This window comes from Myxococcus sp. CA039A (assembly GCF_013336645.1).
GTDB lineage: Bacteria > Myxococcota > Myxococcia > Myxococcales > Myxococcaceae > Myxococcus > Myxococcus llanfairpwllgwyngyllgogerychwyrndrobwllllantysiliogogogochensis.
In genome coordinates this window covers 1-5,957 of sequence record NZ_JABUMQ010000481.1, presented here as the reverse complement: position 1 = coordinate 5,957, position 5,957 = coordinate 1, and the positions used below count along the sequence as shown (strand labels likewise).

The following is a 5,957-nucleotide window of genomic DNA, read 5'->3' as shown; positions in this document are numbered from 1 at the left end:
TCGGACGCCCCCCAGGCAGCCGCCCCGGCCGCCGCTCCTGTCGCCTCGACGGGGCTCAAGGCCGCCCCCAGCACCGGTGGGCGCAAGCCGCGCATCCTCATTGTCGACGACAGCGAGATGACCGCCCGAATCATCGAGGCGGATCTGGTGGCGAAGGGCTTCGAGGTCCATGTCGCGGACACCGCCGACAAGGCCACGAAGATCATCCTCAAGAAGCAGACGCGTCCGGACCTGGTGCTGCTGGACGTGCGGATGCCCAACGTGAACGGCGAGCAGTTCTGCCGCTTCATCAAGAGCAACAGCCTCTTCAAGGGCATCAAGGTGCTCTTGTGCTCCGGCGAAAACGTCGAGGAGCTCCAGCGCATCTGTCGTGAGGCCGGCGCCGATGGCTACATCCCCAAGGATGCCGTCATGGGGAACCTGGTCGCCAAGGAGCTGATGCCGCCTGGCGGCGGAGAGTAGCCGACGCGAGGGCCCCACCCGGCCCGCGCGCGTCCGTTCTCGACGAAGCCCGCCAGGAGACACACGGGCCCGCCTCACGCGGGCCCGTCCCGTTCGGCGAGCTCCGGGCTTCACCGTCCCGCGGCGTTCTCCCGCTCTTCCAGCCCGCGCGCGAAGTTGCCGATGATGAGCCCCGGCCGCGCCGCCTTCAGGCGCTGGAGCAGCTCGCGGATGCCCACCGGCTCTCCGCCCGCGCCCACGTCCCGCGCCGCGTCCAGGTACTGGAGCGGGTCGATGGCCAGCGAGCGCGTCTGCACCTGGTCCACCTTGTACTTCTTCACCAGCCGCTCCAGGGCCTTCACCTCGCCCTCGCGGTCCGTGACGCCGGGGAACAGGAGCAGGTTGAGCGCCAGGTACGCGCCGCGCTCGCGCGCGAGGGCAATCGACGCCTCGACGTCCTCCCAGCCGTACTTCACCGGCTTGTAATAGGCCTCGTACAGCCCCTTCGACGCCGCGTTGAGCGACACGCGCACCGCGTCCAGGCCCGCGTCGAGCAGGGCCTCCAGGCCGCGCGTGAGGCTCGCGTTGGTGTTGATGTTGATGGAGCCCTTGTCCGTGCGCGCGCGCATGTAGCGGATGGACTCCGCGATCTGCTTCCAGCGAGTGAGCGGCTCGCCCTCGCAGCCCTGGCCAAAGCTCACCATGGTGCGGCCGGGCGCGTTCTCCAGATGGAACAGGCCAATGGCGCCCATCTCCTCGGCGGTGGGGCCGTCATCCATCCGCTCGTGCGACGCGGGTGGGCCGCCCGCCGGCTGGTCGGAGATGCAGCCCACGCAGCGCGCGTTGCACATGACAGACGCGGGGATGGCCGCCTCGTCGCGGACATAGAAGGTGTTCTGCGACGTGAAGCACCGGTACAACATCGCGCACGTCTTGAGCTGCTTGAGCACGCGGTTGTCCGGGAAGCGCGCCAGGTGCTTGTCCACCAGCGCCTTCATGTCCGGCGTCGAGTAGCGCTCCGGATCCCAATGCGAGCGGCGGTCCGTGTGGATGGCCCACGCCACCGGCCCGTCCTTGCCCCACGCCGCCGCCGTATAGGCCCACTGCGGCAGCACCGGCCCGTTGCCCTTCACCTCGCCCGGCAAGAACGTGCGCGTGTAGCCCGGCGGCAGGAGCGCGCCCACCGCGTTGGGGGTGAAGGTCTTGCCGCCCACGTTGATCTCCCGCACCAGCTCCAGCTCCCCCGTCCGGGGGTCCTGGCCCACGGGGAGCCTGCCCGGCAGGTGGACCAGCCGCCCGGCGGACGGCAGGGGGATGGGCTTGTCCTGCGGAGGAACGAGTTCCTCGCCGCTGCGCAGCGTGGCCAGCAGGTAGGGGTGCTCCATCACCTTCCCCTTGGGGTCGGCGAACAGCAGCTTGGGCGCGGACGTCATGTGACGCTAACTACCACCAGCCCCCCTTCTCTTTCGACGTCGAAGCGCGATGAGACGCGTTGCATTCAACGCCACGCGTCATCCCTCCGAGGTAACAAAGGCTCACCGGTGACATGTGTCCGGCTTCGGCGGATGCCTTGATTCCCTCGGGAGGGCTCGTTAGGGTCCGCGCGCTTTTTCAGTCCCTTTCGGAGGCAGTCGTGATCGTCGGAGTTCCCAAGGAGATCAAAACCCGTGAGTACCGCGTCGGCATGGTGCCTGCGGGCGTGCGCGCGCTCACGAGCGCGGGCCACACGGTGTTGGTCGAAACGAACGCCGGCGTCGGCTCAGGCATCCCCGACTCGGAGTACCAGCGCGTCGGCGCGCAGCTCATCGCCAGCGCGGACGAGGTGTGGAAGCGCGCGGAGATGATCGTCAAGGTGAAGGAGCCCATCGCGCCGGAGTACGAGCGCATCCAGCCCGGGCAGATCATCTACACGTATTTCCACCTGGCCGGTGTGGACCCGGAGCTGACCAAGACGCTGGTGAAGAAGAAGGCGGCGGCCGTCGCGTACGAGACGCTGCAGCTGGATGACGGCAGCCTGCCGCTGCTCAAGCCCATGAGCGAGGTGGCCGGAAAGATGGCCATCCAGGTCGGCGCGGCCTCGCTGGAGAAGGCCCACGGCGGCAAGGGCATCCTGCTGGGCGGCGTGCCCGGCGTGCGCCGCGGTCGCGTCACCATCATCGGCGGCGGCGTCGTCGGCCTGTGCGCCGCCAAGGTGGCGGTGGGCATGGGCGCCGAGGTTACCATCCTCGACGTCAACCTGGAGCGCCTCACCTACCTGGATGACGTGTTCCTCGGCCGCGTCAGCGTGCTGGCCTCCGACACGGAGAGCATCGCGACGTCCGTGCGCGAGGCGGACCTCGTCGTCGGCGCGGTCCTCATCCCCGGCGGCAAGGCCCCCAAGCTCGTCTCCGAGGCCCTCATCTCCGAGATGACCCCCGGCGCGGTCGTCGTCGACGTCGCCGTGGACCAGGGCGGCTGCATTGAAACGTGCAAGCCCACCACCCACGACAACCCCACGTTCGTCGTGCACGGCGTCGTCCACTACTGCGTCGCCAACATGCCCGGCGCGGTGCCCCAGACGTCCACCTACGCCCTCACCAACACCACCCGCCCCTACTCGCGGAAGATCGCCGACCTGGGCCTGGTGGAGGCCGTGAAGGCCGACCGCGCCCTCGCGCGTGCGATGAACACCTACAACGGCCACGTCACCTACGAGGCCGTCGCCAAGGACCTGGGGTACGACTACCGCCCCATCCTGGACGCGATCAGCGGCAAGTAGCCTGTAGAGCGGCCTGACAGGCAGGGCCCCACCCGGAGGGGAGGCGCGGATGGCGACATCCCGTCTCCCCTTCGTTATTGAAAGTGGGGAATAAAGTGCCCCGTCCGGAGTCTGGCGTACCCGAAGCGACCGGACGGGCGGGTGTGACTGGGAAGCCGTTGTTGCGACTTCTGTTCCCATGCATACATTGATGGGCAGGCGACAACTCATTCCCCAATTGTTTCGGGCCTTTGGAAGGCGGGACATGTTGGATTTCAGACAACCCAACCGGACGAAGCAGGAATTCGAGGAACTGGCGCTGGCCCACCTGGACCCGCTGTACTCGGCGGCCCTGCGCCTGACGAAGAACGAAAGGGATGCAGAGGACCTGGTTCAGGACACCTGCATGCGGGCCTACCGGTTCTTCGACAAGTTCGAGCGGGGCACCAACATCAAGGCCTGGCTCTTCAAGATCCTCACCAACACGTTCATCAACCGCTACCGGCGGAAGGTGAAGGAGCGCACGGTGGTGGAGGGCGTGGAGCGCGAGGCGGTCCATGAGCGCTTCGTCAGCCGGGACGCGACGGACTTCGCGGCCAACCCGGAGCAGTACTTCTTCGACAGGCTCCTGTCGGACGACGTGCTGCGCGCCATCGACTCCCTGCCCATCGACTTCCGACTGGTGGTCATCCTCGCGGACCTGCAGGAGTTCTCCTACAAGGAGATCGCCGAGATTCTCGAGTGCCCCGTGGGCACGGTGATGAGCCGGCTGTTCCGCGGCCGCAAGCTCCTGCAGAAGACGCTGCGCGAGTACGCGGTGGGCCAGGGTGTCTTCCGACACGAAGGCGAGGGCACCGATACGCCGGCGAACCTCGAAGAGTATCGTCAAAGGAAGAAGACGGGGTAGAAACAGGTTCCTACCGCGCGCCCATGAACTGCCAGGAACTCGAACGGCTTCTGTACCCGTATCTCGACGGCGAATTTCAGCCGGAGGAGCGGGTCGACCTCGAATCCCACCTCACCACGTGCGCCGCTTGCCAGGGGCGCGTCGAGGATGAGCGGAACATGCAGTTGGCCCTTCGCAGGGCCGCCCGTCACTCCGTGAAGCAGATGCGCGCGCCGGACTCCCTGCGCGCGGGTATCGCCCGGGGGCTCCACCAGGAACACCGTCGCGCCCAGTACGGCGTCTGGTTGCGCGCGGGCGCCGTCGCGCTGGTCGTGGTGACGGTGACGGGGGGCTGGTCCACGTATCAAGCCGGGCAGCGGCAGCGGCAGGCCCGGGAAGAGATCATCAAGCGCCACTCGCGCGGACTGCCGTTCGAAATCGCCTCGTCCGCGCCCGAGCAGTTGGAGACCTGGTTCAAGGGCAAGGTGGACGCGCGCGTCGCCCTTCCCCAGCTCCCCAAGGCGAAGCCCCTGGGTGGCCGCATCTCCATCCTCAACGGCCGCGAAGTCGCGTACATCAGTTACGAGACGCTCCCCGACGACGGCGAGCCCACGCGCCGGCTGGGCGTCTTCGTCCTCCCCGACGAGGACGGCCCCCGGCCCCAGGCGCTGCCCGCGGTGGAAGTCGACTCCGCGCAGGGCTTCAACATCGTCACCTGGCGGGACCACGAAATCGTCTACGAGATGGTCACCGACATGGACGAGCGCGACATCCTCCGCATGCTGGATGAGCGCGAGCACGGCACCACGGTGGCGAGCACGCCTCGGACGCTCGAATCCGCTGACGGGAATTACTCGTATCAAACACTCCCGCGGCCCCAGCGCTCCCGTCCCGCCGTCTCCGCCGAGCCCGCTTCGTATCCCTGAGCAGAAGCGCGCGGCATCCCCTCGTGTTCGAAGCGCCTCACGTGAGTCGCGCTGGAAGCGGCCGCCCGGCTGCCCGGCGAGCGGAATTCCGTGCGGCCCGAACATTTGACGGTCCCTGACATGGCCGATAGCCTCGATGGCACTTCTTTCCTCGCGTGCCACCGTCACTCGTGGCGCCCGCGCGCGCCGCACCCAGGTCGGGCCGTTCCTACATGTCCAAGAAAATCCTGATCGTCGAAAAGAGCGACACCGCCCTCGCCGCCACCCTGCGGCCCGTCCTGGAAGGACGGGGCTTCACGGTGGACGACACCGCCGACGGCAAGGGCAGCGTGGAGCAGATTCGCCGGGACCGGCCCGACCTCGTCGTGCTGGCCGTGGAGCTGTCCGCCGGGCAGAACGGCTACCTCATCTGCGGCAAGCTGAAGAAGGACGATGACCTCAAGAACGTCCCCATTGTCATCATCGGCAACCCGGATGGTTTCGCGCAGCACCGCAAGCTGAAGGCGCACGCGGACGAGTACGTGGCCATGCCGGTGGACGCGCAGCTCCTCACGGACCGCGTGGGCGCGCTGATTGGCTTCCCGGAGCTGCCCGTCTCCGAGGACGTCGTGGACGAGAGCCTCACCCTGGACGCGCTCGGCGATGAGCCGATGACGGCGGACTTCGGCGAGGAGATCTCCGTGGACACGGGCGAAGAAGAGCCCGCGGTCGCCGGCGAGGAGCTGGACCTGGACGCGGCCTTCAACGACATGTCCTCGCCCGAGCCGGAGCCCGCCGCGCTCGTGGAGGAGGAGCCCGTCGAGGCGCCTCCCGACGCCGTCGTGGAGGGCGTGGAGGAGGACTTCTCCACCCTGGACTCGCTCGGCTCGGACGCGGATGACGCCCTGGACGCGCTGGATGACTCGGAGAAGACGGTGGTGGGCTTCATGCCCGTCCCCGCCGCCGCGCCGCCGCCCCCGCTGAGGGT

General features: G+C 68.0%; 6 protein-coding genes. 5 read left to right on the top strand and 1 reads right to left on the bottom strand.

The genetic code is table 11. The annotated features are described in order from the left end of the window. The coding region (locus HR086_RS43910; protein ID WP_174468617.1) for a PleD family two-component system response regulator at positions 1–462 on the top strand (462 nt) is incomplete at its 5' end. Between the two features lie 110 nt (positions 463–572). On the opposite strand, the gene HR086_RS43905 is transcribed toward HR086_RS43910, so the two are convergent. After that, complete coding sequence (locus tag HR086_RS43905) at positions 573–1,874, bottom strand: radical SAM protein (RefSeq protein WP_174456659.1); 1,302 nt, start codon at positions 1,872–1,874, stop codon at positions 573–575. Positions 1,875–2,074: 200 nt separating this feature from the next. Between HR086_RS43905 and ald the strand changes: the two genes are divergently transcribed. From ald to HR086_RS43885, 4 genes are all read left to right on the top strand, one after another. Further along, positions 2,075–3,199 (top strand): alanine dehydrogenase, encoded by a 1,125-nt coding sequence (ald, locus tag HR086_RS43900; protein ID WP_174464240.1) that lies wholly within the window; start codon positions 2,075–2,077, stop codon positions 3,197–3,199. A 244-nt stretch (positions 3,200–3,443) separates the two neighbouring features. Next, complete coding sequence (locus HR086_RS43895) at positions 3,444–4,085, top strand: sigma-70 family RNA polymerase sigma factor (protein ID WP_141648079.1); 642 nt, start codon at positions 3,444–3,446, stop codon at positions 4,083–4,085. Positions 4,086–4,108: 23 nt separating this feature from the next. Continuing rightward, positions 4,109–4,990, top strand: coding sequence for an anti-sigma factor (locus HR086_RS43890; RefSeq protein ID WP_141648078.1), 882 nt, complete (start codon positions 4,109–4,111; stop codon positions 4,988–4,990). A 212-nt stretch (positions 4,991–5,202) separates the two neighbouring features. Further along, positions 5,203–5,957 (top strand): response regulator transcription factor (locus HR086_RS43885; protein ID WP_174468616.1); only part of this gene is annotated, 755 nt, incomplete at its 3' end.